General features: G+C 59.4%; 22 protein-coding genes. 21 read left to right on the forward strand and 1 reads right to left on the reverse strand.

Annotated features, from left to right (window positions below):
- Nucleotides 1-100: 100 nt before the first annotated feature.
- On the reverse strand, nt 101-1165 hold the full coding sequence (locus tag B0G52_RS27440; RefSeq protein WP_094049281.1) for an LLM class flavin-dependent oxidoreductase: 1065 nt from the start codon (nt 1163-1165) through the stop codon (nt 101-103).
- Nucleotides 1166-1372: 207 nt separating this feature from the next.
- On the opposite strand from B0G52_RS27440, the gene B0G52_RS27445 reads away from it, so the two are divergent.
- The 21 genes from B0G52_RS27445 to B0G52_RS27545 form a co-directional block, all read left to right on the forward strand.
- The gene (locus B0G52_RS27445) at nt 1373-2302 is read left to right on the forward strand and encodes a carbohydrate ABC transporter permease (RefSeq protein WP_094049283.1); all 930 of its coding nucleotides are present in this window, start codon (nt 1373-1375) and stop codon (nt 2300-2302) included.
- Nucleotides 2303-2326: 24 nt separating this feature from the next.
- On the forward strand, nt 2327-3157 hold the full coding sequence (locus B0G52_RS27450; RefSeq protein WP_094049285.1) for a carbohydrate ABC transporter permease: 831 nt from the start codon (nt 2327-2329) through the stop codon (nt 3155-3157).
- A gap of 109 nt (nt 3158-3266) precedes the next feature.
- On the forward strand, nt 3267-4619 hold the full coding sequence (locus B0G52_RS27455; RefSeq protein WP_094049287.1) for an ABC transporter substrate-binding protein: 1353 nt from the start codon (nt 3267-3269) through the stop codon (nt 4617-4619).
- 329 nt (nt 4620-4948) lie between these two features.
- Nucleotides 4949-6349, forward strand: coding sequence for a sensor histidine kinase (locus B0G52_RS27460; RefSeq protein ID WP_094049289.1), 1401 nt, complete (start codon nt 4949-4951; stop codon nt 6347-6349).
- A complete protein-coding gene (locus tag B0G52_RS27465; RefSeq protein ID WP_158223899.1) occupies nt 6346-7878 on the forward strand; it encodes a response regulator in 1533 nt (510 codons plus the stop codon). The genes B0G52_RS27460 and B0G52_RS27465 overlap by 4 nt, the downstream gene beginning before the upstream one ends.
- 168 nt (nt 7879-8046) lie before the next feature.
- A complete protein-coding gene (locus B0G52_RS27470; protein ID WP_094049293.1) occupies nt 8047-9063 on the forward strand; it encodes an SDR family oxidoreductase in 1017 nt (338 codons plus the stop codon).
- 56 nt (nt 9064-9119) lie between these two features.
- On the forward strand, nt 9120-10184 hold the full coding sequence (locus tag B0G52_RS36340; protein ID WP_233163118.1) for an HNH endonuclease: 1065 nt from the start codon (nt 9120-9122) through the stop codon (nt 10182-10184).
- Between the two features lie 263 nt (nt 10185-10447).
- Nucleotides 10448-11233, forward strand: a complete 786-nt coding sequence (locus B0G52_RS27480) for an enoyl-CoA hydratase/isomerase family protein (RefSeq protein ID WP_094049295.1) — start codon at nt 10448-10450, stop codon at nt 11231-11233.
- A gap of 89 nt (nt 11234-11322) precedes the next feature.
- Nucleotides 11323-12510, forward strand: coding sequence for a CaiB/BaiF CoA transferase family protein (locus B0G52_RS27485; RefSeq protein ID WP_094049297.1), 1188 nt, complete (start codon nt 11323-11325; stop codon nt 12508-12510).
- A gap of 132 nt (nt 12511-12642) precedes the next feature.
- The gene (locus tag B0G52_RS27490) at nt 12643-13797 is read left to right on the forward strand and encodes an ABC transporter substrate-binding protein (protein WP_094049299.1); all 1155 of its coding nucleotides are present in this window, start codon (nt 12643-12645) and stop codon (nt 13795-13797) included.
- A gap of 122 nt (nt 13798-13919) precedes the next feature.
- Nucleotides 13920-15284, forward strand: a complete 1365-nt coding sequence (locus B0G52_RS27495) for an ABC transporter substrate-binding protein (RefSeq protein ID WP_094049301.1) — start codon at nt 13920-13922, stop codon at nt 15282-15284.
- Nucleotides 15285-15377: 93 nt separating this feature from the next.
- Nucleotides 15378-16259, forward strand: a complete 882-nt coding sequence (locus tag B0G52_RS27500) for a carbohydrate ABC transporter permease (protein ID WP_094049303.1) — start codon at nt 15378-15380, stop codon at nt 16257-16259.
- A complete protein-coding gene (locus tag B0G52_RS27505) occupies nt 16256-17077 on the forward strand; it encodes a carbohydrate ABC transporter permease (protein WP_094049305.1) in 822 nt (273 codons plus the stop codon). Before B0G52_RS27500 ends, B0G52_RS27505 begins: the two co-directional genes overlap by 4 nt.
- Nucleotides 17078-17103: 26 nt before the next feature.
- Complete coding sequence (locus B0G52_RS27510; protein WP_094049307.1) at nt 17104-18837, forward strand: sensor histidine kinase; 1734 nt, start codon at nt 17104-17106, stop codon at nt 18835-18837.
- 228 nt (nt 18838-19065) lie between these two features.
- A complete protein-coding gene (locus tag B0G52_RS27515; protein WP_094049309.1) occupies nt 19066-20703 on the forward strand; it encodes a response regulator transcription factor in 1638 nt (545 codons plus the stop codon).
- A complete protein-coding gene (uxuA, locus tag B0G52_RS27520; protein WP_094049311.1) occupies nt 20700-21758 on the forward strand; it encodes a mannonate dehydratase in 1059 nt (352 codons plus the stop codon). Before B0G52_RS27515 ends, uxuA begins: the two co-directional genes overlap by 4 nt.
- Nucleotides 21759-21780: 22 nt before the next feature.
- The gene (locus B0G52_RS27525) at nt 21781-22794 is read left to right on the forward strand and encodes a LacI family DNA-binding transcriptional regulator (protein ID WP_094049313.1); all 1014 of its coding nucleotides are present in this window, start codon (nt 21781-21783) and stop codon (nt 22792-22794) included.
- Between the two features lie 146 nt (nt 22795-22940).
- Nucleotides 22941-23921, forward strand: coding sequence for a 5-dehydro-2-deoxygluconokinase (iolC, locus tag B0G52_RS27530; RefSeq protein WP_094049315.1), 981 nt, complete (start codon nt 22941-22943; stop codon nt 23919-23921).
- A gap of 29 nt (nt 23922-23950) precedes the next feature.
- Entirely contained in the window at nt 23951-25399 is a 1449-nt protein-coding gene (locus B0G52_RS27535) for a CoA-acylating methylmalonate-semialdehyde dehydrogenase (protein ID WP_094049317.1), read from the forward strand.
- Nucleotides 25400-25426: 27 nt separating this feature from the next.
- On the forward strand, nt 25427-26194 hold the full coding sequence (locus B0G52_RS27540; RefSeq protein ID WP_094049319.1) for an SDR family oxidoreductase: 768 nt from the start codon (nt 25427-25429) through the stop codon (nt 26192-26194).
- Nucleotides 26195-26346: 152 nt separating this feature from the next.
- Nucleotides 26347-26735, forward strand: a 389-nt coding sequence (locus B0G52_RS27545; protein ID WP_198960738.1) for an Rpn family recombination-promoting nuclease/putative transposase, incomplete at its 3' end; no start/stop codon positions are given.

Consider the following 26735-nt stretch of genomic DNA (forward strand, 5'->3'; position numbering starts at 1 on the left):
GCGGACTTGCGGGCCGGCTCCGCATGCATAACAGGAGAGGAACCAGCCATGCGGCGGGCAGATGCCGACCGATGGCTGGTTCCTCTCATTGCTTTAACGCTTACCCCTCCATCCGCGCGATTTCCTTGTGCACGATCGGAGCGACGCGGGTGCCGAGCAGCTCGATGGCGCGAAGCAGATCGCGGTGCGGCAGCGCGCCGAAATCGACGTGCAGGAAGAAGCGCGTAAGTCCCAGGTTTTTGCGAAGCAGGACGATCTTCTCCGCCACGTATTCCGGATCGCCGACGTAGAGAGCGCCCCGCAGGCTGCTCGCCGCGTCGAAGGCGGCGCGGTCGTAATGCGGCCATCCGCGCTCGCGGCCGATCGTGTTCATCTGCGCCTGCACGTGCGGATAGAACTGCTCCGCCGCCTGCTCGATCGTATTGCTGATGAAGCCGTGCGAGTGCGTCGCGATTTGCAGCTTGGCCGGATCGTGTCCGGCTTGGACGGCGGCTTTCTTGTAGAGTTCGACGAGCGGAGCGAACCGCTCCGGCATTCCGCCGATGATGGCGAACACGACGGGAAGACCCAAGGTGCCCGCACGAACGGCCGACTCCGGATTGCCGCCCGTCGCGATCCACACCGGCAGCGGCTCCTGCACGGAACGGGGGTACACGCCGAGATTCTGGATCGCGGGACGGTGGCCTCCTCGCCAGGTGACCTTCTCGGTCTCGCGGATTTTCAGCAGCAGCTCGAGCTTCTCCTCGAACAACTCGTCGTAATGATCCAAGCTATATCCGAACAGAGGGAAAGATTCGATGAACGAACCCCGTCCCGCCATAATTTCCGCCCGTCCGTCCGACAGTCCGTCCAGCGTGGAGAACGACTCGTATACGCGCACCGGATCGTCCGAAGACAGCACCGTTACCGCACTGGTCAACCGAATCCGCTTCGTTCTGGACGCAGCTGCCGCCAGCACAACGGCCGGCGCGGTTCCGGCGTAATCGGCGCGATGATGCTCCCCTATGCCGTACACGTCCAGTCCGACCTGATCGGCCAGCACGATTTCCTCTACGGCGTTCCTCAGACGTTCCGCATGGCTTACCGGCTTGCCCGCCGGGGAATGCGGCGAAGCCTCCAGAAAAGTGCTGATCCCTATTTCCATCTTCTTTGCCAAATCGGCCATATCCGATTCGCCTCCTTTATGAATTTCATTATACTATATAATTTAAAGTTTCTCAATTATAGTTAGTTACAAAAGGGAAGCTCCGTTTGCTATGCCTCCCCGAACTCGGAATCGGACGATTTTACAAAGAAGAGCGGCGATTGTTCTATTCCTTCTCCCCCCGCGAACGCCCCATAATGACACTGAGGCAGCGAAGGAGGAAGTGTTATGGAAACAGCGTTTAACGAAGGCAAGCGGGTTCGGCGGGGACGGGCCTACTCGCTGGAGAGGCTGGAAAGGCGGGCGGGTTTGTTGTTCGCTTTGCCGGCGCTCGTCGGCTTCTTGCTATTCGTATTCGTTCCGATGATATGCGTATTGTTGCTTAGTCTGTACAAGGTCGATCTCATGACCTATACGTTCGAATTCAAGGGATTCGGGTTTTACGACAAAATGCTGGGCGACCCCGATTTCTGGAAAAGCGTGCGGAACACGCTGACGTACATGGCGATCTACGTTCCGTTGACGCTGCTGCTCGGACTCGGAATGGCTCTCGTGCTTAACGGGAAGATGAGGGCGCGCGGAGTCGTCCGAACCTTTTTCATCATTCCCTACATTACCACTTACGTAGCCACCTTGGTCGTATGGAACGTATTCCTGCACCCGACGGAAGGACCGGTCAATTCCCTGCTGATGAGTCTGGGCGTGGAGCGTCCTCCGCAATACATGGTCGACAAGCATTGGGCGCTGCCGATGCTGGCGTTGATCGGCTCCTGGAAAGACGTCGGCTACCACTGCATTTTGTTTCTGGCGGCCTTGCAAGGGGTGTCTAAGGATTATTACGAAGCGGCCGAGATCGACGGGGCGGGCCGGCTGCAGCGATTTAAGCATATCACGTTTCCGCTCATTTCCCCGACGTCGTTTTTTCTGCTGCTGATCACGATCATTGGCGGACTCCAGGCATTTTACCAGATGGCTCTTCTAACCAAGGGCGGGCCGGCTTTCAGCACGACGACGATGACCTATCATATTTATCGGTCCGCATTCGAATTTTACAACTTTTCTTACGCTTCCGCGGTCGGCATGTTCCTGTTCCTGCTGACTCTTGTTCTGATCGCGGTCAACTGGTTCGCCCAGAAAAAGTGGGTCTTCTATCAATAACAGGCAAGAAAGGAGGACGAAGGCGTGCCGCTCGGTTCCAACATCCGCTATACGGTTCGTTCCGTTGTGTATTTGCTCGTCGGATTGGTTTTCATTACCCCGCTGCTCTGGATGATCTCGACCTCGCTTAAATTCGAGCACCAAGTATTCGAGAGGCCGTTCGTCTTCATTCATTGGGACGCGGTGAACTGGAACAATTATTCCCACGTCTTGACCGGCACCGATTTTCCGGTATGGCTGTGGAATTCCGTCTTCGTCGTCATCGTCTCCGTCGTTTTCCGGCTGCTGCTGTCGGCGCTCGGCGGGTACGCGTTCGGGTTTCTCAAGTTCCGGTATTCGGACGGGATCTTCTTCGCCTTCCTGGCCGCGATGTTCATCCCGTACCAGCTGACGCTGCTTCCGCAATTCATCTCGTTCCGGTTCATCGGCTTGCTGGATTCGCACTGGGCGCTCATTCTACCGAATATCGTCGACGTCCTGTCGATCTTTCTGATGCGGCAATTTTTCCTGTCCTTCCCGAAGGAGCTCGTGCACGCCGCTTACCTGGAAGGTTCGGGCGTCTTCCGTTCCTTCGTTAGAGTGGCGCTTCCGCTGGCGGCAACCCCGCTGCTGACCTTGGGCCTGCTCAGCTTCTTCATGATCTGGGACCAGTATTTCCAGCCTCTGATCTTCCTGCATTCCAAGGAGCTGTACACGATTCCGATAGGTCTGCAAAGCTTTCAAACCCAGTTCGGCAAGCAATACGCAATGCAGATGGCGCTGGCGTGTCTGGCGATCATTCCGGTGCTGGGTGTGTTCCTGGCGCTGCAGAAGCGGTTCGTCGAGAGCATCGTGTCCTCGGGGCTCAAGGGCTGAATGCCGTACGATTCTACAAAGAGAAAGAGCGTTTCTTACATTTGAGAGGCTGCGAGCCGGGTTCATAATAGAGTTGAAAACGGCTACAATATTTCGGGGGGAATCATTCATGAACGGAAAATGGAGCTTGCTCGCCGTCACGGCGATGATGGCGTTCACTCTGACCGCCTGCGGGGGAAAATCGGGCGAACCCGCCTCCCAGACGTCCGGAGGTTCGGAGGCGCAGGGGGAGACCGTAACGCTGAAGTTTCTGAACATTTCGGAGTACCTGGATTCCGCGGAGTTCAAGGCGTTCCTTGAGCGGTTCGAGGCGAAGTATCCGAATATCAAGGTCGATCCGGTATCGGTGCCTCACGAGCAGTATATCAATAAGCGCAACATTATGCTCGCCAGCGGCGAGCAGGTCGATCTGATCTGGGGCAACGGCGTGGAGCAGTTCGACGCGATCAACAAAAACTTCCTCATGCCGCTGGACGACGTCGCCAAGGAAGCCGACATCGACATGAGCGCGGACTTCGGCGATTTCAAGCCGGACAAGGACGGCAAGTACTACCGGTTCCCGATTCAACAAAACAACTGGATGCTCTATTACAACAAGAAGGTGTTCGACGATGCCGGAGTCCCTTACCCGGATCCGAAAGTTCCGATGACCTGGGACGAGATGGCCGAGGTGGCGCAGAAGCTGACGAACCTGAGCGGCAAGGACAAGGTGTACGGCATGTTCTACAACAACTGGGGCATGTACTTCTACGGCTACGGCAGCCAGCTCAACAACGGCAAGTTCTATACGGACGACGGCAAGGTGAACATCGACGCGCCGGAGTTCAAGCGCAGCCTGGAATGGATGAACGACGTCATGAACGTGAGGAAGGCGGCGATGCCGATCGCCGAGCTCATTCAGAACAATACCGACTTCCTCTCCTATTGGAACGGCAATTACGGCATGGTCGTCGGGGCCCAGTGGTACGCTCAGCTCGCGGCGACGAAGAAGGAGCAGTTTCCCCGCGACTGGAAGGCGGGCATCGCGCCGATGCCGGTTCCGGCGGAGATGGCCGGCAAGCATATGAACTGGTCGAGCATCGATTCCCTCGCGATTCCGAAGAACGCGAAGCATCCGAAGGAGTCGCTGATTTTGGCCAAGGAATACGTATCGGATTATACATTGAGCACGGGCGCGCTGCCCATGTATACTAAGGTGACGAAAGACAAGTATTTCGAAAATCTGGCGGACGCGCTGAAGGACGACGACATTACGCTGGAGCAGGTGACGTATTTGTTCGGAGGGGATCCGGACGTCGTCAACGTGGAGGAGAAGCCGGTGTTGGGCGCTCCCCAGGAATACGAATCGACGTTCCTGGATCTGATCAGCCAGTATTATACCGGAGCGGAGACGGTCGACGCGGTGCTGGAGCAGGTCAAAGTCAAGGTCGACAACGCGATCGAGGAACAAAGCAAGCAATAAGAAGCGAAAGCTTGGCCCATCGGCGACGATGGGCTGGCTTTTTCGTTTCGGCAGCCGAAAACGGGGATGGTTTCGATGCAGTGGGGAAGCAAGCGTTACGCGGGACCGCGGTCGGTGCAGCGAAGAATCATCGTGCTGCTCGTCGCCGTGTTCATTCCGCTCAGCCTGATTCTGTTCGCCGCCTATCAGTATTCCGAGCGGACGATGGTGAACAAGGTAGGCGAAATCAACCGGTTTAAGCAGGAGCAGACGGTTTCCCGGGTCAAGGATTTGTTCCAGCGGGCGTTCCGACGAATTCTTTTATTAACGATAAAGCCTTCCTGGCTGCCTTGCAGGAAAGCGATCCGTACAGCATCGGGAAAAACTCGACCTATCTGGAGGCCATCGAAAGGCTGCAGTATACGTTTTTCCTTAACGAGAAATACGCCGTCGTCGTCCAGGACGACTTCGGGGGCGTGTTCGAATCGAACCCGACGAGGCTCGGCTGGAGAAAAGGAGAGCTGCAGCGGGAAATCGTCAAGACGGTCCGGTGGGAAGGCCACGATTTCTTCAACAGCTTCCAGTGGAGCGTGCTGGAGCCGGGAGGGGCCGCGGAGCCGCTGATCGTATTGAGCCGGTGGATCTTCAGCCCGGTAACCGCGAACAAAAGAGGCGTCGTCTCCTTGGCGATTCCGCTCGCCAATCTGTCAGCCATTCTGAAAAGCGACAACGGGACGTACGAGATTCGCGACGACCGGAACCGCGTCGTCTACCCCGTCTCCGGCGCGGAGCGGGAACGAGCCGTTTCGGGTTCGCCGCCGATTCCTCTGCCGCCCGCGCCGTGGACGATTACGCAGACGGATGCCGAGGACATCCGGCACGAGCTGCGTTATTTTCGGCTGACCGTGATCGCGACGCTTCTGGTCATTCTCGTCATCTTCGTCGCCTCCTCCACGTTCGTGCTGCGAACGGTCGGCCGCGTCTTTCACCAGATCAGGCTGCTGTCCAAGCGGCTGCTGAACCCGACGCTCGACTTGTCCGTTCCGATGCTTGCCGACCGCCATCTGGCCGAGCTGTCCGAGCTGCTCAGGCAGCTGATGCACAATCTGGACATTTCGCGCAGCAACCTGGAATGGGCCGCTGCCGAGAAACGCAAGCTCGAGATGCAAATGCTCCAGCAGCAGATGAATCCGCACTTTCTGCTGAATTCGCTCAACACAATCCGTTTTCTCGCCGAACGGTCCTCCCAGGAGAAGATCGGCTCGCTCGTTCTGTCCCTGTCTTACTTGCTGCGGCAGCAGCTGTATCGGATGGAAGGCTACTGGACGCTGGAAGAGGAGCGGGAATACCTTCTGAAATACGTCGAGATCCAGCGGGCCCGATTCGGCGAGAAAATCGCGGTGCGGCTCGTCTTTCCCGAAGAGCTGCTGGGGCGCCCGATTCTGCGCATGCTGCTTCAGCCCCTCGTGGAAAATTGCTTCGAGCACGGCTTCGTCGGCAGAACGTCCGGAAGCATTCGCATCGAGGCCGAAAGCTGGGGAAGGGGCGCACGGTTCCGCATCTCCGATGACGGTGCGGGCTTCGATCCGCGGGCCCTTCCTTCCGAACGGCCATCGATCGGCTTGAACAACGTTCGCGAACGCCTTCTGCTCCATTACGGAGAGGATGCCGGGCTTAGCCTGCTTCCTCTGGAGTCCTCCGGCACGCTGGCGACGATCATTATTCCGGAATGGAAAGGAGAGGCGGCATGAACGTCCTCGTAGTCGACGACGAAATCGGAACCCGCGGCTATCTGGCCGAGATGCTGAGAAGCTTCGGAGGGCTGGACGTCCGGGAGGCGGTGCACGGCCGGGACGCGCTGGAGCAGATGGAAGCCGAGCCCTCCCGCATCGTGCTGACCGATATCCGCATGCCCGTCATGGACGGGCTGGAGCTGATCCGTCAATGCCGCTCGCGCTTCCCGGACGTGTGGTTCGTCGTGCTCAGCAATTTCGCCGAATTCGAGCTGGCGCAGCAGGCGCTGCAGTACGGCGCCCGAAACTATTTGCTGAAGGCGACGATAACCCGGCAAGAGGTCGAAAGGGAAATCCGCCGCGCTTTCCTTCATTACGAGCAGGCCGGAGAGCAGCAGAGCGCTCCGTTTAACGCCAACGAGTTGATCATGGTGCGGAACTCGCTCTTCCACGAACGGCTGGACGGGCATATCCGGAACGAGGAGCTGCTTCGGCGGGCGGACCGCTTCGGAGTGGCTGCGTTCGACGAGAACAAGTATCTTCCTCCTTCGAAGTTCGCGATTCTGGAGGTGGAGCGGTTCGAGGAGTGGAAGGACGCCAAGTTTCAGGGACGAACGGATCTGGCGGTCTACGCGTTGTCCAACGTTGCGAGCGAAACGATCCGAAGCTGGAACGAGAGCAACGAGCTGTTCCATCTGGGCCGGAACCGGTTCGTGGCGCTCGATCTGGAGGAGACGGACGACGAGCGGCATGAATGCAAGCTCCGGGAGATGCTTGCCGTCGCAAAGCGTTACTTGGCGCTGGAGGCTTCGGCGCTGAGCCACTGCGGATTTTCCGGAATGGACGACTTCTTCGAGCAAGTTCGCCATGCCCGCGAGCGGATGGACTGTTTCTTCTACGAGACCGAGGCGTGCGTACTCGATGCGAGGACTGTTCGCAGACCGGAAGCGGAGCTGGATCTCCTGTCGTTCTTTCAGTCTGCCGAAGGGGGAGGACGGATCGGGCTGTCGGGTCTGCCCGGCCTGGTCGAGACATACTTCGAGCTGCTCCGGCATCTCGGGCGCCCGTCTTCTTCCGCGAAAGCGGACGTGCAGACGCTGATCCGGTTCATCGAAAAAAACGGCTTTTCCGTTCCCGCCTCCCTGAAAGCGGAAGTGGAGAGATTGCAGGCCTATCGCCTGTCCGAATACAAGAGCCTGTTCGTCAAGTGGCTGGAAGAGGTCGGCGGAGCGGACAGCCAGCGGGAAGAGATCGTCAAGGCGCTGGCGTTCATCCACGAGCGCTACGCCTCCAAGGTGTCTCTGGAGGGGCTGTGCGCCCACGTCAATTTGAGCCGCTCGCATTTGTCCAAGCTGTTCAAGACCAGCCAGGGCGTCTCGGTCATGGAATATTTGGAAGCCTACCGGCTGCGTCAGGCCCGTCTCCTGCTGCGCACGACCAAGGACCCGATCGCAGAGGTGGGCGAACGGGTCGGCATCGGAGACGTATTTTACTTCAGCAAAGTGTACAAGAAACACTTCGGGATCAATCCGAGCAAGGATAGATGACAGGGGGAGGATTGCGGGAAGCGGCGCGCGTTAGTGTAAAATCTCCGTGAAGGTAGGACTGGAAAAAGCGAACGTGCGCTCAAATTGTCAAGGAGGACCTGTCGTGCTAAGGTAGAGAGGAAGAACCTTTTCACAAATCCGCATGGCGATATGGAGGCGAGACCAACGATGAAAGCGCTGTTTATCGGAGGAACGGGCACGATCAGCTCGGCGATTACGAGGCAGTTGGCCGAACGGGATTGCGAGCTGTACGTATTGAACAGAGGCAATCGCGGCGAGCGGCTGCCGGAGGGCGTCAAAACGATTCAAGCCGACATCAACGACGAAGAACGGGTAGCCGAATTGATCGCGGACATGAAGTTCGACGTCGTGGCGGACTTCATCGCATTCGTGCCGAGCCAGCTCGAGAGAGACTATCGGCTGTTCCGCGATAAGACGAAACAATTTATTTTCATCAGCTCCGCATCGGCTTACCAGACTCCTCTATCGGATTATCGCATTACCGAAGGAACGCCATTATCGAATCCTTGTTGGGAGTATTCCCGGAACAAGATCGCTTGCGAAGAATACTTGATCAAACAATATCGCGAACACGGATTCCCGATTACGATCGTCAGGCCGAGCCACACGTACGACGAACGCTCCATTCCGCTCGGCGTGCACGGCCGGAAGGGCACATGGCAAGTCGCCAAGCGCATGTTGGAAAATAAACCGGTCATCATCCACGGAGACGGAACCTCGCTCTGGACGATGACGCATAACAGCGACTTTGCCAAAGGGTTTATCGGATTGATGGGCAACATTCACGCGATCGGCGAAGCCGTACATATCACTTCGGACGAGAGCGTCACCTGGAACCAGATTTACGAGATTATCGCGGATGCGCTTGGCGTCAAGCTGAACGCGGTCCACGTCTCCTCGTCTTTCCTGGATGCATGCAGCACGGAGGACTACCGGGGAGGACTGTTGGGCGACAAGGCGAACACGGTCGTATTCGACAATTCGAAGCTGAAGCGTCTCGTTCCCGAGTTCGCGGCGACGATCCGGCTGGACCAGGGGATGAAACAGACGATCGAGCACATCCTCGCCCATCCCGAGCTTCAGACGGAAGATCCGGAGTTCGATGCCTGGTGCGACCGGGTGATCGGGGCGCTGGACGATGCGGCCAAGGCGATCAGGGGATGAGGAGGATTTTACAGCCGCTTGCGCGGATGTGATATACTCTGCATATGACACACGATATGGATAATAAGACGGTTCAGCCGGAGACGGCTATGAAAATATGCGTGGAATGCCGGACGCTTAAGCCGCTTTCGGAGTTCGCCAGCCGCAGCGGCGGACGGGCCGGACGGAGAAGGCGGCGGGGGACGTGCAAAGCTTGCAGGCAGCGGGCGGGCGCGCTCGAACCGGCCGCGGAGATGAACGAGATCGCCGCGGCGGAGGCCGAGGCGGAAGAGGCCATCGTCAAGCCCAAGCGCCGCCGCGGAAGGCGGAGGCGCAAGGCGGGCAAGCTCGAATCGGTTGCGGAGACAATCGAGGCAGTCGTTGCGGCGACGGAGGACGAGACGGATGCGAAGCCCAAGCGTCGCCGCAGAAGACGGAGGCGCAAGGTCGAGGCGGTCGCGGAGATAAGCGAGGCGATCGTTGCCGAGCCGGAGGAGGAGCCGCTTGCGAAGCCCAAACGGGGCCGGAGAAGGCGGAGACGCAAGGCGAAGAAGCTGTCGGTGCCGCAGGTTGCCGCGGCGGCGGCTATCCCTGCGGCGACTCCGGCTCCGGAGGCCGCGGTCGCGGGAACGAAGCGGACGAACCCGGCATCCCCGACCCGGAAAGCCACTTCCAGGAAGTCCCCGATCTCGAAGCCCGAAGCTCCGAAGATCGCCGCGGGGGCGCCGAAGCTCGATCCGCACGACGCGGACGGCCTTCGAGCGACCCGTCAGGGCTTCGTCCGCATGCGGGGCAAAACCGACAGCGGCCGCTCCTACTACCAGGAGATCGAGCCGGATTTTGCGAAGACGCTCGTTCGCGAGCATGCCGCGTACGTCGTTAACCGCCACACGATCCGCCGCATCCACAGCAATCGGGAGTTTCGCCGTCTGATCCTTACGCGCGACAACTACACGTGCCACTTCTGCGGCGAGTACGGCGATACGATCGACCACTTGTTGCCGCGGGCCAAGGGCGGTCACACGACTCCGGTCAACTGCGTCTGCGCCTGCAACGAGTGCAACCAGTCCAAGGCGGACCGTGATCTCGACGAGTTCACCGAGTCCATGGCCGGACGCCAGCGGCTCGAGCCGACGGTCTAGCCGTACGTTCAATTCCATTAAGCGCCTTTGGGCGCTTTTTTGGCGTTTCCGCGCCGGCCCATCGCACCACCGTCGTTTCGTCGACCAGCCCCGAGGCCAAAGCGTGGCCTTGGCGTCGCGCAGCACCATTCCCTCGACCAGCCCACTCCTTAATTGCTTAACGTTTCGTTATCGAAGTTAAATATCGGTTATATATTCTCTCCGAGCCCGACTTTATGATGGGGGTGTAAGACGATAACCGTTCAACGAAGGGGGTTGCTCGGATGGGGGCTTCGTATAAATATTTGCATGTGGAGGAGCGCGGCGACGTGCTGCTGGCGACCATTCGGCGAGAAGAGAAGCTGAACGCGATGAACGACGAGTTGATGGCGGAGTTGACCGATTGCTTCGAGGGGCTGCGGGAGCGGCCCGACATCCGGGTCGTCGTGTTGACCGGGACGGGCAAAGGGTTTATGGCGGGAGCGGATATCGAGGGGTACGGCAGCTTCGACGTCGGCCGGTTTTTTGCGTTCCAGCAAAAGGGACGCGAGATGTACCGCGCCATCGAGAGTTGTCCGCAGCCGGTCATCGCCGCTGTCAACGGGTACGCGCTGGGAGGAGGATTCGAGCTTGTCCTCTCCTGCGATCTGGTCGTCGCGTCGGAGAAGGCGAAATTCGGGTTGCCGGAAGTGAAGCTGGGGCTTGTTCCGGGCGGCGGAGGCGTCCAGAAAATCGCCCGCATCGTCGGCCCGTTTGCCGCGCGCGAGCTGACGATGACTGGGAGATTCGTTCCCGCGCAGGAAGGCAAGGTGCTGGGTTTCGTCAATCAGGTGACGGAGCCGGACAAGCTGCTCGATGCCGCGCTGGAGCTTGCGCGCGCGATCGCGGATCAAGCGCCGCTGGCCGTTCAGGCGCTGAAGCGGCTTGTTCACGAAGGGCGGGACGCCAGCCTGGAGACGGCGCAAGCGTACGACCGCGCCTATCTCGCCAATCTGTTCCATAGCGAGGACGGGCGGGAAGGCATTGCGGCATTCATGGAGAAGCGTCCGCCAAGGTTCACCGGACGATAGCACGCCCGCGACGGAAGGCCTAACGACAGACCGCCCAGCACGGCAGCCTAACCCGCGTACGCCGCTGGAGCGGCAAGGAGGACTTACAGATGGATAAAGCGCTTGAAGGCATTAAGATACTGGATTTCACTCACCTGCTGCAAGGACCTTTCGCGACTCAGATGTTCGGCGATCTCGGAGCCGACGTCATCAAAATCGAACGCAAAAACACCGGGGACAGCTATCGGGCCTGGACGTTCCTGAAATATTGGGTCGGGGAAACCGAGTCTCCGTGCTATCTGGCGTTTAACCGGAACAAGCGGTCGCTGGGTCTGGATTTGAAGGCAGAAGCGACCAAGGAGATCATCTACAAGCTGGCGGCCGAATGCGATATTGTGGTGGAAAATTTCCGGCCCGGCGTCATGCAGAAGCTCGGCTTCGGCTATGAGGACTTGAAGAAGATCAATCCGCGCATCATCTACTGCTCCAGCACCGGCTACGGCCAAGACGGACCGTACGCGGAACGCCCCGGCCAGGATCTGATGATCCAGTCGCTGAGCGGTCTGACGACGCTGACGGGCCGGCGGGACGATCCGCCGATTCCGCTCGGCACGGGCATCGCCGATCAGCTTGGGGCGTACAACATCGTCTACGGACTGCTGTCTGCGCTCTATTACCGCGAGAAAACCGGCAAAGGACAGAAGCTGGAAATCAACCTCTTCCAATGCCTGCTGACGCATCAGCTACAGGAGTTCGCCGTCACGCTGAATTCCGGCAAGCTGTTCGAGCGCCCCGGTTCCGGCATTGCCCATCCCGGCCAGTCGGCTCCGTTCGGTATCTACAAGACGGCGGACGGGTACATGTGCATCTCCGTCAATCCGATTCCGGTGCTGGCCGAAGTGCTGGAGGATGAGGGGCTGGTCGCGTACGACGATCCGCAGGTTTTGTACGACAAGCGAGACGAGGTGTTTTTCCGCATTCAGGCCAGCGTCGTGAAACAGACGACCGCTTATTGGGTAGAGAAAATGCTGAAGCGCGACATGTGGGTGTCCGAGGTCAAAAACCACTTGGAAGTCGAGCAGGACCCGCAAGCGATTCACCTGGGCGCGTTCGCATCTTACGAGCATCCGACTGCCGGAACGGTACGGACGGTGAATATTCCGGTGAAATTCAGCGAGACCCCGGGGGACATTCGCCGGCATCCGCCTCGGGTCGGAGAGCACAACGAGGAGATTTTACGGGAAATCGGGTACTCGGACGAAAAGATTGCGGAATTGAAGCGCGATGGCGTGCTGTAACCTGCAAATCGGCACACGAAGCCGGCAACCCGGAGAACAGAACCGTCCGCACGAAGCCGGCAACCCCGGAGAACAGAAATCGTCCAACCGGCGATCAAAACCGTCGAACCCGCGTAACGGAGGACCGATAGAATGGCAACACTAAGAGGAATGACTTGGGATCACGTCAGAGGCTATGCTCCGCTGGAGGCCGCCGCCGCGAAGTTCGGCGAATCGCGGCCGGACTTCGGGATCGTATGGGACCGCCGTTCGTTGAAGGACTTCGGCGACTATCCGGTCGATGTCCTGGCGCGACAGTACGACATCATCATGATCGACCATCCGCACGTCGGCATCAGTTCGGGACAGAACGTACTCGTTCCTCTCGACGATAAAATACCGGCCGCTTATCTCCAGGATCAAGAGGCGAACTCCGTAGGATCGAGCCATCTCAGCTACCGCTGGGAAGGCCGGCAATGGGCGCTTGCGGTGGACGCCGCCGCCCAGGTCGCGGCCTATCGCCCCGACCTGCTGAGCGAGCATGAGATTCCGCGCACCTGGCAGCAGGTGCTTGAGTTGGCTCGCTCCCGGCCGGGTGCGGTCGGCTGGCCGCTCTGCCCGACCGACGCGATGTGCAGCTTCCTGAGTCTGTGCGCCGGGATCGACGGCCCGAGCTTCTTCGACGAAAGAGTCGGAATCTCCCCGGCCGTCGGAGAAGCGGCCGTCGACCTGATCTGCGAGCTGCTGCCGCATCTGCATCCGTCCTCGCTCGACTTCAATCCGATCGGAATGTATGATCGGATGGCGGCGGACGACGCTGTCGCTTACGTCCCCTGCGCGTTCGGCTACACGAACTACGCCCGGGACGGCTTCGCGCCGAAGCGGCTCCGGTTCGCCGACATTCCGGCGATCTCCCGCGAACCGCGAGGCAGCTTGCTCGGCGGCGTCGGCATGGCCGTATCAGCGCATTCCGCGCACATTCCGCTGGCGGTCGAATTCGCCATGTTCGTCGCAAGCGGGGATGCGCAGCGCACGCTCTACGTCGAGAGCGGAGGCCAGCCCGGACATGCCGGAGCCTGGCGCGATACGGCCGCGAACGAGACGTGCGGCGGCTTCTTCGCGGACACGATGCGCACGATGGAGCTCAGCTGCGTGCGTCCGCGCAACAAGGCTTTCCCGAGCTTCCAGGAGCAGGCGGGGATGCTTCTGCACGAGCCCCTTCGCAAGCGCGCGGCAGGAGAAGCCGTCGCCGCATCCGGCGTCGTGAAAGCGATGAACGCCTTATACCGGGAATGCCTGGCAGACTAAAATGCTTCCCGATAAAACTCGTTAAGGTTTCGTTATCGATGTTAAATCCCCGTTATATCTTGTCGGGGGCCGCGCCTTTATCATGAAATTGTAAACCACATCTCTTCTAGGGGGTTTCACCTATGAAAAAGAAGTATATCGGAGCAGGCACCGCGCTAATTGTAACCGCTAGCATAATGGCGGGTTGCGGCGGCAATTCTTCGCCGCAAGCTTCGTCTCCGGCGGCGAGCCAGGCTCCCGCATCCTCGTCTGCATCCGAGTCCGCTTCGACCGGATCGGACAAACCGTTCGCGGGACAGACGGTTACGCTGGTCACGGCCAACCATCCTTGGTCCGAGGCGATCACGCCGCTGCTGCCGGAATTCGAGGCGGCTACGGGCATCAAGGTCAAGGTCGAAAACTACTTCGAGGACCAACTGACTCAGAAGCTGACCGTGCAATTCACGGCCGGCTCGGAGACGCCGGACGTCTTCATGTACCGTCCGCTTCAGGACGGCCAGTTGTTCTTCAAGAACGGCTGGGTGGCGCCGCTGGACGACTATGCGCACAAAGACCCCGAGTACGACTTCGCGGACATCTCGCCTTCGGCGATCAACACGACGACGATCGACGGCAAGCTGGCCGGCATCCCGATCATTACGGAGCGGGGCGTGCTCTACTACCGGAAAGACTTGCTGGAGCAAGCGAACATTCCGGTGCCGACGACGATGGACGAACTGGTCGAAGCGGCCAAGAAGCTGCACAACCCGGGCTCCGAAATGTATGGTTTCGTGGCGCGCGGACAGCGTTCCCCGCTCGTGACGCAGCTGGCTTCGTACATTTTCTCCGAAGGCGGAGACTTCATTACGGACGGCAAGGCGTCCATCAATACGCCGGAAGCCGTGAAGGCGATGACGACCTACGGCAACTTGCTGAAGGACTCCGGGCCTCCGGGGGTTCTGAACATGTCCTGGCCGCAAGCGTTCGGCATCTTCGCCCAGGGCAAAGTCGCGTTCCTGACGGACGCGGACTCGCTGTACACGAACGCGACCGATCCGGAGAAATCGACGGTCAGCGACAAAGTCGGCTTCGCCTTGTTCCCGGCGGGAGCCGCGGGCTCCAAGCCGGTTAACGTAACGGCATGGTCGCTGTCGATCAACGAAAGATCGAAGAACAAGGACGCGGCGTGGGAGCTTATCCAATGGGCGACCAGCAAGGAGAACGTGCTGAAGGCGCAGCAGAAGGGCAACCCGGGAGCCCGGACTTCCGTCTGGAACAATCCCGAAGCGACGAAGTCGTTCCCTGAGGAGCTGGTGCCGATCATCAAGCAATCGATGGAGAACGGCGTCGGCCACGACCGTCCGGTCGTCGTCAGTGTCGGCGAAGCCCGCGACGCCGTAGGCGAAGTCGTCATGAAGGTCATTACCGGCGACAAGGACGTACAAGCGGCGGCGGACAAGGCGAACGCCAATCTGCAAGCCATCATCGACAAAGACAGCAAGAGATAATCCGCGCCGAACCGGTACGAACCGCCGGCCGATTCCGGGCCGCCCGCCGAGGGCGGACGGTCCGGAAAAGGCTTTTGGAAAGGATGATACGCAATGGGTTATAATTGGATCAATCGCAACTTGAAATGGCTGTACATCCTGCCCGCGCTTGTTTTCGTGCTCGTCATGATGCTTTTCCCGATCGCTTATACGTTGTGGATCAGCTTCTACGAGTGGAGCATGTCCGCCATTACGCCGCCCGCTTTCGTGGGCTTCGACAACTATATTTCCATGTTCAAGGACGAGCGGTTCTTGGACTCCGTATTCAACACATTTTATTTCACGATCGTCGCCTTGGCAGCGGAGATGGTGCTGGGCCTGGCGATCGCGGTTCTGTTCAACCGTACCTTCAAGGGGAAAAATATCGCGAAGACGCTGTTTCTGCTCCCGATGGTCGCTACTCCGGTAGCGATGGGTCTCGTCTGGATGCTCATTTACGAGCCGACGATCGGCGCCGCGAATACGATTCTGAAATCGATCGGCCTCGAGCCGCAGCTATATCTCGCGTCCATGACGCAGGTTATTCCATCGCTGATCGTCGTCGACGTATGGCAGTGGACGCCGATGGTCGCGCTTATTCTGATGGCCGGCTTGTCGACGCTGCCGACCGACCCGTACGAATCGGCCGATGTGGACGGAGCTTCCGCTTGGCAGAAGTTCGTGCATATCACCTTGCCGCTGCTTAAGCCGACGATCATCATCGCGCTGATGCTGCGCCTGATCGACGTGCTCAAGACGTTCGACATCATCTACGCCACGACGCAAGGCGGACCGAATTTCAAGTCGGAGACGCTGAACATCTACGGCTACGTGCTCGGCTTCCAATACTTTAAGCTCGGCTCGGCTTCCGCGCTGCTGGTCATTTTCTTCCTGATCGTCATGGCCCTTACGCTGGCGCTGATCTGGACGAAGAAAAGATTGGAGGCGGAAGGATGAAGCTGAATAAGAAAAAAGCGAAAAACGCCACGCTGACCGGGTTGACCGTGCTTGTCCTGCTCGTGTTCGTCTTCCCGTTCGTCTGGATGCTGCTCGCCTCCTTCAAGACGCAGGCGCAGATCATGTCCAACTCCCAGACGTTCGTGTTCACGCCGACGACGGACAACTACGTGAACGTGTTCCAGCAGTACGATTTTCTGAAGTATATCGTCAACAGCATGATCGTCGCCGTCGTATCGACGCTGCTGTCGCTGCTGCTCGGCTTGCCTGCCGCCTACTCGATCGCCAAGTACAAGCTGCAGGGCCTCGGCCTCGTCATTCTCGTCGCGAGAATCGTGCCGGGCATCTCGTTCCTGATTCCGTGGTATATTATATTCTCGAAACTGCGTTTGGTAGATTCCTACGCGGCGCTCGTGCTGAGCCATATGCTCGTCGGACTGCCGTTTATCGTCTGGATCATGATTTCGTTCTTCGAGAAGCTTCCGCAAGAGGTGGAAGAGGCCGGCGCCATCGACGGCTGCTCGCCGCATCAAGTGTTCCGCCGCATCGTGCTGCCGATGTCGGGAGCGGGCATCATCACGTCGTCGCTGCTGAGTTTTATTTTCTCGTGGAACAACTTCATGTTCTCGATCATTCTGGCCGGCGACAAGACGAAGACATTACCAATTGCCGTATTCAACTTTATGTCTTACGCTGAGATCAACTGGGGCGGTTTGATGGCGGCCGCGTGCATCATCACCCTCCCGGTACTCATCATCGCGTTGATCGCCCAGCGTTACGTCGTCAGCGGTCTCGCTGCGGGAGCCGTCAAAGGGTAACCGGAGCGGGCGGGAAAGGAGAGCGGATGTTCAAGCCCAACACGTTTCGCAAAATCGTTCTTCTGCTCTTCCTGCTGCTGCTGCCGATTCTGGTATTGTACAGCGTCTCGACGAACACGAGCACGGAAGTCGTGCGCAAGCAGATCGAGACGACCAACCTGAACCAATTGACCTTTCTCATGAACCAGTTGGATACGAATATCGAGCAGCTGTCCATGTTTCCGGTGCTGCTGAGCTACGATCCTTATATTCGCGAATTTCTCGACCGTCGTCCGCCCTTGGAGTTCGACGCGCGGAATGCGGAATACCGGATTATCGAGAAGCTGAGCCTGCAGAGCGTGTCCAACGGGTGGAAAAACGACTTGACCGTCATTATCCCCCATGAGAAGCGCGCGATTTCGTCCAATATTTTTCTGCTGGAAAGCAATCAGGATATGACGGGACCGATCTATACGCGTTGGACGTACATGTCGGAAGAGTTGGGCGGCAAAACCGAGCGTTATTTCGTGCACGAGATCGGAGAGCCGGCCAAGGCGGAGCGCAAGGAAGCGGCTCAGGCCGTGTTCCGGGTCCGGTTCACAACCGGCAATATGACCGCGATGCTGGACGCGTACAAGAACGGGAAGAACAACGACCCGTTCCTGTACGTGCCCGGCGAACGGCCCGTTCTGAACGGCACTTCGTCCGAGGAGAAGACGAGGCAGCTGATCGGCTTGCTGGAGGACGAACTGGGGGCCGAGCCGGCCACCGGACAGCGTCTGGTGAAGCTCGGCAGCGAACAGCATCTTGTCAGCTACGTGAAGTCGCGGCAACTGGGCTGGTATCTCGTCGACTATACGCCGTATCAGAGCGTCGTTACTCCGATTACGGAGCAGAGAAACTTTTTCTACGTCATTATCGGGCTGCTGCTGGTGCTGGCCGTCGCCGCATCGTTCCTGCTGTACCGCAACGTCCAGCGTCCGCTGAGGAAATTGATCGGCAGCGTGCAGCGGATCAAGCGGGGAGATTATTCGGCGCGCATCGACTATCAGGCCAAAAACGAATTCGACTATCTCATTTTCCAATTCAACGAAATGTCGGATCAGATTAAAACGCTGATCGAAGACGTCTACGCGGAGAAGCTCAGGTCGCGCGAGGCGACGCTTAAGCAGCTTCAGTCGCAGATCAATCCGCATTTTCTGTACAATTCGCTGTTCTTCATCATTAACTCGGCGGAGATGAACGACCGGCAAGCGGTCGTGCAGATGTCCCAGAACCTGGCGGAGTATTACCGCTACGCGACGCGGGTCGAAAATCAATCCGTGGCGCTGGAGGAGGAGCTGGAGCTCGTCCGCAACTACCTGATCATTCAGAACCTCCGGATGGGCAGGGTGCAGTTCGAGATCGACGTGCCGGAGAAAATGCTGGACCTGGAGCTGCCGAGATTGATTCTGCAGCCGATTGTGGAGAATGCGATCGTGCACGGAGTCGAGAGGTCGCCGGAAGGCGGAATGATTACGATTACGGGCAAGCAGGACGATCGCTACAATATGATCTTGGTGCAGGACGACGGGCCGGGGATGGACCCGCAGCGGCTTCGGGATTTGCAAGCGGAGCTGGCGCAGCCGATGTCGGAGGAGGTCGGCTGCGGCACGTGGAACGTGCATCGCCGGCTGCAGTACCGGTTCGGCGGACAGTCGGGGCTCGTGTTCGAGCAATTGCCGATGGGCGGCCTGTGCGTCATCATCAAGTGGACGCGCGGCGAGGAAACGGGAGACTAAAGAGATTGAACCGCTGAAACATCTTTGAGCAGGCCGAATGGAATGGAGAAAGGGAATGGTTTTGTCCGCGAGTTTTGGCTTTGAGTTGCTGACCTATGAAGGGCTTGTCGATCAGAGCAACTCAAAACAACCTGTCTGAAGCCGGCAAAGCCATCCCTTTCGGAATGCAATGGACTTCCTAGTTCATCGATTCAATCTATATAGCCATCCAGAAGAGGGGGCCGAACGATGCATCTGTTGATCGTGGACGACGAGGCGCATGTGGTCGATCGGTTGGCGACGACGATCGGCTGGGACAGCATCGGAATTACGCAAGTGTATCGCGCGTATTCGGGCTACGAGGCGCTTGAGGTTCTGCGGCAATTCGCCGTCGATATCGTCATTACGGACATTCAAATGCCGGGCATGACCGGGCTCGATCTCATCGCCCGCATCCGGAAGGAATGGAGCAAGGCGAAATGCGTGCTGCTCTCGGGATACTCCGACTTCCAATACGCGAAGGAAGCGATTCAGAATCAGGTCGAGGATTACCTGCTCAAGCCGGTGACAGAACAGGAGCTGCTGGATACCGTCTCCCGGCTGCAGCAGAAGCTGTACGGCGAGTGGGAGCACGTTCTGTCCGTCCGCAACTTGACCCGGACGCTGAACGAGAACATGCCGCTGCTCAAGGGCAATCTGCTGTTGGAGCTGCTTCAGGGAGCGGTCTGGAACGAATCGGCGTTACGGGAGAAAATGGTGACCTTGGCGCTGCCGGATCTCTACGGGCAAACGTGCTTCCTGATGCTCGTTCGGTTGGAGGAGACGTTCGTCGATTACGATTTTCGCAGCCGCTCGCTGATCGAGTACGCGATCGGCAACATGGCGGAGGAGCTGTTCGGCGGGAAATTCCGGCTCTGGCACGCCAAGGATGCGCACGATTATTTGATCTTCCTCGCCTCGGCGGAGGAACGGGTCGAGCCGGGACAGCGGGCGGCGCTGTTCGAGCAGACCGCCTCTCAGCTTCAGTCGGTCGTGAAATGCTTGCTGAAAGGCAGCATTTCCGTCATCGTCAGCGAGCCGGGGCTGTTCCCCAGCGACGTGCCGGGCCAGTACGACGGCTGCGTGTCGGCTGCGCGCAAACGGGTCGGCAACGAGCAGGGACTGTTCTTGCGGGCTTCAGGCGAAGCTGTCTCGGTCGAAGTGGAATCGATCCGTTCCTTGTACGAGCCGCCGACGCTCATCCATCTTCTCGAAGCGGGTCGATGGGACGCGATGGAGGAGAAGCTGGAACGCGTATTCGAGGAACTGCGAAGCAAGTCCTCCCATTCGCATTCTCAGGAGCATCTGCTGGAAGTGTATTTCGCGGTGTCCTCGGCGTTCTCGTACATTTCGCACAAGAACGGACAGCCTTTGTCCGACCTGATCGGCGACGACTACGGGAAGCTGGCCGACGGCATTCCGTTCCGCTCCGTCGCGCATCTGCGCGAATGGTCGCTGCGCGTGCTGCGCCGCCTGATGGAGGACATGGACCGCGAGATGAAGGACAACCGCTCGGAGCTTATCCGGGCGATCCACCAATTCATCGACGACAATCTGGCGCAGGACGTGACGCTGCAGAGCATCGCCGATCACGTTCATATGCATCCGGTCTACATTTCGAAAATCTACAAGCTGGAGACCGGCGGCAATATCAGCGACTACATTCAGCAATTGCGCATGGAGAAGGCGGTTTATCTGCTCTCGAACAGCCACGAGAAAACGTACGAGATCGCCGCCAAGCTCGGCTACCAGCGTCCTCATTCTTTTAATTACGCATTCAAGAAACATCATGGCGTCACCCCGCAGGTGTATCGGGATCAACAGAAGAAAGGGGCGATCTGCCAGTGAAGCTGACTTTCAGATGGTACGGCGATTCGGACCCGGTATCGCTGGCGTATATTCGGCAAATCCCGGGGATGAAGGGGATCGTCACGGCGGTGTACGACGTGCCTGTAGGAGAGGCATGGCCGCTCGAGACGATTCTGAAATTGAAGAAAGGCATTGAAGCCGCCGGCCTGGAGCTGGCCGTCATCGAGAGCGTTCCGGTGCACGAGGACATCAAGCTGGGGCTTCCTTCCCGGGACCGGTATATCGCCAATTACAAGACGACGCTGCGCAATCTCGGGGAGGCCGGCGTGCCGGTCGTCTGCTACAACTTCATGCCTGTGTTCGATTGGACGCGTTCGAAGCTCGACTACGAGCTGGAGGACGGCTCGACAGCGTTGATCTACGAGGAAGAGGTCGTCGGGCGGATGAATCCGCTGACGGGAGAGCTCAGTCTTCCGGGTTGGGACAGCAGCTACGAGGTCGGCGAGCTTCGGAAGCTGTTCGGGCAATACGAGAGCGTGGACGAGGAGAAGCTGTGGGACAATCTGGCTTACTTCGTGCGGGAGATTATGCCGGTCGCGGAGGAAGCCGGAATCAAAATGGCGATCCACCCGGACGATCCGCCTTGGCCGATCTTCGGCCTGCCGCGCATTATGACGGGAAGAGCGAGCCTGGAGCGGATGATCGGCCTGTACGACAGTCCGGTCAACGGGCTATGCCTGTGCAGCGGATCGCTGGGCGCCAGCGCGGACAACGACGTGCCGGAGCTGATGCGCGAGTTCGGCCGCAGAGGGCGCGTAAACTTCGTTCATGCGCGCAACGTGAAGCTGACCGGACCGAAGTCGTTCCAGGAGTCGGCGCATCTGTCCTCCTCGGGCTCGATCGATATGTACGAGGTGATCCGGGCGATGAGCGACTTCGATTACGAGGGGCCGATCCGTTCGGACCATGGCCGGATGATCTGGGGCGAGACGGGCAAGCCGGGCTACGGCCTGTACGATCGCGCGCTCGGAGCCGTGTATTTGAACGGGCTGTGGGAAGCGGTGCGCAAGGAGCGTCTTCGTCGTTGTACCTAATCGATTAGACCGGAGGCTGCGGATGAGTACGATCAAAGATATCGCCAAGCACGCGGGTGTGTCCGTAGCGACCGTATCCTATGTGCTGAACAACAACCGCTATGTCAGTCCGGAGAAGAAGGAGCGCGTGCTCGCCGCCATCCGCGAGCTGAATTACGCGCCTAACGCGGCGGCCCGCGGGCTGCGCGCCGGGGAGAGCCGAACGATCGGCCTGATCGTCTCCGACATCTCCAACCCGTTCTATCCCGACCTCGCCAAGGCTTGCGAGGACGAGGCGCAGAAGCACGGCTATGCCGTGCACATGATCAACACGAACGATCAGCCGGAGCGGATGAGACAGGCCGTCGCGCAAGCGCGCGAGGGGAAGATCGACGGGCTGATCGTCACCTCCGCGTTGGCAGCCGATCGGGAGCTGCTGCAATCGCTGCTGGAGCGGAACTTCCCGCTCGTGCTGGCGCACCGCCGTCTCGAAGGGCTGGACGCGGATCTGGTCGAGTCGGATAACTTCGAAGGCGGACTGATGGCCGCCCGGCATATGCTTCGACTGGGCCATCGCCGCATTGCCTTTATGTCCGGCGTCGCGGGCTCGCCGATCAGCGAGCTTCGCGCGGCCGGTTACCGGCAAGCGATGAAGGAGGCGGGCATCGACGTGCCGCCGGAGTGGGTGCTGTCAGGGGAGGCAAGGTATGCGGCCAGCTACGAGAGGATGCTCGGCTATGCGGATATGCCGCCCGGCGAGCGGCCGACCGCCGTCATCAACATGAGCGACATCGGCGCCATGGGCGTGCTGGACGCGGCGGCGGACCGGGGGCTGCGGGTTCCCGGGGACGTTGCGGTGATGGGTTTCGACGATCTGTTCCTCGCGGCGTTCCGCTCCGTGCGGCTGACGACCGTCCGCATCCCGCGCTACGAGCTCGGAAGGCAGGCGACCGAGCTTCTGCTGGATCGCATCTCGGATGCGAATCGCGACATCCGGCGAGTCGTGCTGCCGGTGGAACTGATTGTGCGCGGCACTTGCGGCGGGGAGCGGGCCTGATCCTCGCCGAAGGTTCGGTTGTCCTTCCGCCGCTTCATTCGGTCGGAGGGCAGGCGATGAGGGATCGGCAAGTGGGAATTTTTTTGCAGCTCCATCTAATCGATTAGCTAATCGATTAGATGGATGAAACGAGGAGGGAACAACTTATGAATGGAATCGTTTTTCGGTCCGACAAGGAGCTGGATTTGATCGGAGTCGGACGGCTGTGCATCGATTTGAACGCGAATGAGATCAATCGGCCGCTCGAGGAGACGCAGACGTTCACGAAATACGTGGGCGGGTCGCCGGCGAACATTACAATCGCGGCGTCGAGGCTCGGACTGCGGGGCGGATTTATCGGGCGCGTGGCCGACGATGCGTTCGGGCGGTTTATCGTGAACTACTTGCGCAAGGAAGGGATCGATACGGATGGCGTTGTGACCGATCGGCCGGGCAGCGTCACCGGACTGGCGATCACGGAGATCAAGTCGCCGACGGAATGCAGCATTCTGATGTACCGGGACAACGTGGCGGATCTCAATCTGGAAACGGGCGACGTGGACGAGGCATACGTGCGGAAAGCGAAAGCGGTCATGATCAGCGGAACGGCGCTGGCGAGAAGCCCGTCCCGCGAAGCGGTGTTCCGTACGATCGAGCTGGCCCGCAAGCACGGGGCCGTTCTGCTGTTCGATATCGATTACCGTCCGTACACCTGGGCTTCGAGAGACGAGATCTATACCTACTGCCGCATGGCGGCGGCGCAATGCGACGTCATCCTCGGAGGACGGGAAGAATTCGATCTGCTGGAAGGGGCGGAGGGTACGGAGGATTTCGCGACGGCCAAACAATGGTTCGAGCATGAGGCGAAATTGGTCGTCGTCAAGCATGGCGGAGACGGCTCGATCGCTTTTGCCAAGGACGGCGGGGTTTATCGCGCGGGCGTATTTCCAGCGCAGGTCGTCAAGACGTTCGGAGCGGGCGACTCCTTCGCGGGAGCTTTCATCTACGGACTGATGCAGGGGTGGGATATCGCGCGCTGTCTGGAGTACGGCAGCGCGTCCGCCTCGATTGTCGTATCCAGCCATAGCTGCTCTGACGCCATGCCTGCGAACGACAAGATCGAAGCGGTTATTGCCAAGCAGGCGTGATCCAAACATTATCAGGAGGGGAATCATCTATGAACAATCCAACGGTGTTGCGCAACTTTATCGGCGGCGAATGGGTGGAATCGGCATCGGACCGGACGGAGGCGGTGCCGAATCCGGCGACGGGAGAAACGCTGGCTTACGTGCCGCTGTCGACGGCGGAAGACGTGCGGGCGGCCGTCCGGGCGGCCGCCGAAGCTTCCCGCAGATGGCGTAAAGAACCTGTGCCGAAGCGGGCTCGCATTCTGTTCAAGTACCAGCAGATTCTGGTCGAGCATTGGGATGAGCTGGCCAGGCTGATCACGACGGAGAACGGCAAGAGCTACGGAGAAGCCTACGGAGAGGTGCTTAGAGGCATCGAGTGCGTCGAGTTCGCGGCGGGGGCTCCCACGCTGATGATGGGCAGTACGCTGCCGGACATCGCCACAGGCATCGAGTCGTCCATGTACCGGTATCCGCTCGGCGTTGTCGGAGGCATCACGCCGTTTAATTTTCCGATGATGGTGCCTTGCTGGATGTTCCCGCTCGCGATCGCTTGCGGCAATGCGTTCGTGCTCAAGCCGTCGGAGAGAACGCCGCTGCTTGCCAATCGGCTGGCGGAGCTGCTGGCGGAAGCGGGGCTGCCGGCCGGTGTGTTCAACATCGTGCACGGCGCGCATGACGTCGTAAACGAGATGCTGGCGAACGAGGACATCAACGCGATCTCGTTCGTCGGCTCGCAGCCCGTCGCCGAATACGTGTACAAGACGGGAGCGGCGGGCGGCAAACGCGTGCAGGCGCTCGCCGGCGCCAAAAACCACTCGATCGTCCTGCCCGACGCCAACCTGGAGCTGGCCGTCAAAGAAATTACGAACGCCGCGTTCGGCTCCGCCGGAGAGCGATGCATGGCCTGCTCCGTCGTCGTCGCCGTGGGCGATGTCGCGGACAGGCTGGTTGAAGCGCTCCGGCGTTCGGCCTCGGGTTTGTCGATCGGCAACGGGCTGGAGCCTAACGTATTCCTCGGGCCGGTCATCCGCGAATCGCACAAAGCCCGCACTCTGGGCTACATCGAGAGCGGCGAGACGGAAGGGGCCGAGCTTGTGCTGGACGGCCGCGAAGCGGTAGCGGCGCGGGGCGAAGGCTACTTCGTCGGGCCGACGATCTTCGACCGCGTGAATCCGGAGATGAGGATTTGGCAAGACGAAATTTTCGCCCCGGTGCTGTCCGTCGTGCGCGTCGATACGCTGCAGGAGGCAGTTGCGCTGGCCAACCGTTCGGAATTCGCCAACGGCGCCTGCATCTATACCGACAGCTCGAGCGCGATCCGCGAGTTCCGCGATACGATCGACGCGGGGATGCTGGGCGTTAACGTGGGCGTTCCCGCCCCGATGGCGTTTTTCCCTTTCTCCGGCTACAAGAAATCGTTCTATGGCGATCTTCATGCGAACGGGCGCGACGGCGTGGAATTTTACACTCGGAAGAAAATGATCGTGCATCGGTAATCCAATTAAGAGAGGCGATGAAGCGTTATGGCAAACTTGAACTTATTCGATCTCACCGGGAAAAAGGCGATCGTCACCGGGGCAAGCCGCGGGCTTGGCCGGGGCATCGCGACGGCGCTGGCGACGGCGGGCGCGGAGGTGGCGATCCTCGACATCTCGGACGCGGCTGCGCAGACCGCTTACGAGCTGCAAGCGGACGGGCTGGCCGTTCATGCGGTGAAGGGCAATCTGATGGATCGGGCCGACCTGGAGCGCAGCTTCGGGGAAGCCGTCGCCGTACTGGGCGGAACGGTCGACATTCTCGTCAACAATGCGGGCATGCATGACCGCAGAGCCTGCCTCGACCTGCCGGTCGAGAGCTGGGACAAGGTGCTGGAGCTGAATATCACCGCGGTGTACCAGCTTTGCAGATTGGCCGGCGCAATCATGGTCGAGCGGGGCAGCGGCAAGATCGTCAATATGGCATCGATGCTCAGTTTTATCGGCGGCTTTAACGCTTCCGCTTACGCGGTTAGCAAGGCGGGCATCGCTCAGCTGACGAAGTCGCTGTCCAACGAGTGGGCGGGCCGGGGCGTTCAGGTGAACGCGATCGCTCCGGGCTACATGGCGACGGAGATGAACACGGATTTGCTGCAGGACGACACGCGTCTGCCGCAAGTGAATGCGCGCATTCCGGCGGGGCGGTGGGGGAAGCCCGACGACTTGGCGGGAGCCAGCGTCTTTCTGTCCTCGGCTGCATCCGATTACGTCACGGGGATTATCCTTCCCGTCGACGGAGGGTACCTGGCGAGATAGTTCCGCCGGATAATGCAAGACAGCCGGGAAGAAGTATGCTAGAATAGCGATACTAAAATTTATTCGGTCGTGAAGAACACGCCGCTCGCATTCCCTTGTGGGAATGCCGGGCGGCTTTTTGTTTTTCCGGCCGCATGAAGGGGGAGTTGGCCATGGAGATCGATCACGATCGGTTGTTCAAGACGCTGCTGCGCACCTTTTTCAAGGAATTCATCGAATTGTTTTTCCCGGAGGTGGCGGAGGCGCTCGATTTTGAGCATGTCGTATTTCTGTCCGAAGAGGTGGTGACCGATTTGACGGGCGGCAAGAAAGGGAGAGTCGACCTGCTCGTCGAGACGAGGCTGAGGGAAGAGGAGGCGGTCATTCTCGTGCATCTGGAGCCGCAGTCTTATCGGGAGGAGGAGTTCGCGGAGCGGATGTTTATTTACGCGTCAAGACTGTATGAGAAGCATCGCAAGCCGATCGTGCCGATCGCGGTGTTCAGCCATCGGTCGAAAGCGGCTGAACCGGACTCGTTCCGCTGGAAGCTGCCGTTCAAGGA

The sequence above is a fragment of the Cohnella sp. SGD-V74 genome (assembly GCF_003001675.1).
Lineage (GTDB): Bacteria > Bacillota > Bacilli > Paenibacillales > Paenibacillaceae > Cohnella.

Coding starts and splice junctions, on each gene's coding strand:
- iolC (WP_094049315.1), top strand. CDS start 22,941: ATGAATGGAATCGTTTTTCGGTCCGACAAGGAGCTGGATTTGATCGGA.
- B0G52_RS27505 (WP_094049305.1), top strand. CDS start 16,256: ATGAAGCTGAATAAGAAAAAAGCGAAAAACGCCACGCTGACCGGGTTG.
- B0G52_RS27500 (WP_094049303.1), top strand. CDS start 15,378: ATGGGTTATAATTGGATCAATCGCAACTTGAAATGGCTGTACATCCTG.
- B0G52_RS27455 (WP_094049287.1), top strand. CDS start 3,267: ATGAACGGAAAATGGAGCTTGCTCGCCGTCACGGCGATGATGGCGTTC.
- B0G52_RS27440 (WP_094049281.1), bottom strand. CDS start 1,165: ATGGCCGATTTGGCAAAGAAGATGGAAATAGGGATCAGCACTTTTCTG.
- B0G52_RS27490 (WP_094049299.1), top strand. CDS start 12,643: ATGGCAACACTAAGAGGAATGACTTGGGATCACGTCAGAGGCTATGCT.
- B0G52_RS27465 (WP_158223899.1), top strand. CDS start 6,346: ATGAACGTCCTCGTAGTCGACGACGAAATCGGAACCCGCGGCTATCTG.
- B0G52_RS27515 (WP_094049309.1), top strand. CDS start 19,066: ATGCATCTGTTGATCGTGGACGACGAGGCGCATGTGGTCGATCGGTTG.
- B0G52_RS27525 (WP_094049313.1), top strand. CDS start 21,781: ATGAGTACGATCAAAGATATCGCCAAGCACGCGGGTGTGTCCGTAGCG.
- B0G52_RS36340 (WP_233163118.1), top strand. CDS start 9,120: ATGGATAATAAGACGGTTCAGCCGGAGACGGCTATGAAAATATGCGTG.
- B0G52_RS27480 (WP_094049295.1), top strand. CDS start 10,448: ATGGGGGCTTCGTATAAATATTTGCATGTGGAGGAGCGCGGCGACGTG.
- B0G52_RS27485 (WP_094049297.1), top strand. CDS start 11,323: ATGGATAAAGCGCTTGAAGGCATTAAGATACTGGATTTCACTCACCTG.
- B0G52_RS27510 (WP_094049307.1), top strand. CDS start 17,104: ATGTTCAAGCCCAACACGTTTCGCAAAATCGTTCTTCTGCTCTTCCTG.
- B0G52_RS27445 (WP_094049283.1), top strand. CDS start 1,373: ATGGAAACAGCGTTTAACGAAGGCAAGCGGGTTCGGCGGGGACGGGCC.
- B0G52_RS27540 (WP_094049319.1), top strand. CDS start 25,427: ATGGCAAACTTGAACTTATTCGATCTCACCGGGAAAAAGGCGATCGTC.
- B0G52_RS27470 (WP_094049293.1), top strand. CDS start 8,047: ATGAAAGCGCTGTTTATCGGAGGAACGGGCACGATCAGCTCGGCGATT.
- B0G52_RS27495 (WP_094049301.1), top strand. CDS start 13,920: ATGAAAAAGAAGTATATCGGAGCAGGCACCGCGCTAATTGTAACCGCT.
- B0G52_RS27535 (WP_094049317.1), top strand. CDS start 23,951: ATGAACAATCCAACGGTGTTGCGCAACTTTATCGGCGGCGAATGGGTG.